Source organism: Bradyrhizobium sp. BRP23 (assembly GCF_020194135.1).
Classification (GTDB): domain Bacteria; phylum Pseudomonadota; class Alphaproteobacteria; order Rhizobiales; family Xanthobacteraceae; genus Bradyrhizobium; species Bradyrhizobium yuanmingense.
The window spans coordinates 1-385 of record NZ_JADYVW010000073.1 but is presented as its reverse complement, the minus strand read 5'-3'; the positions used below and the strand labels follow the sequence as shown (position 1 = coordinate 385).

Genomic DNA, 385 nt, shown 5'->3' with positions numbered 1-385 from the left:
CTGGTAAAACGACTACGACTGAACGTATTCTTTATTACACTGGCCGTATCCACAAAATTGGTGAAACACACGAAGGTGCTTCACAAATGGACTGGATGGAGCAAGAACAAGACCGTGGTATTACTATCACATCTGCTGCAACAACAGCAGCTTGGGAAGGTCATCGTGTAAACATTATCGATACACCTGGACACGTAGACTTCACTGTAGAAGTTGAACGTTCATTACGTGTACTTGACGGAGCAGTTACAGTACTTGATGCACAATCAGGTGTTGAACCTCAAACTGAAACAGTTTGGCGTCAGGCTACAACTTATGGTGTTCCACGTATCGTATTTGTAAACAAAATGGACAAATTAGGTGCTAACTTCGAATACTCTGTAAG

Annotated in this window: 1 protein-coding gene; it reads left to right on the top strand. The window is 42.3% G+C overall.

The window, feature by feature from the left end; all coding sequences use genetic code 11:
• A partial coding sequence (locus I6F24_RS37395) for a GTP-binding protein (protein WP_225156625.1) occupies positions 1 to 385 on the top strand: 385 nt, incomplete at both ends.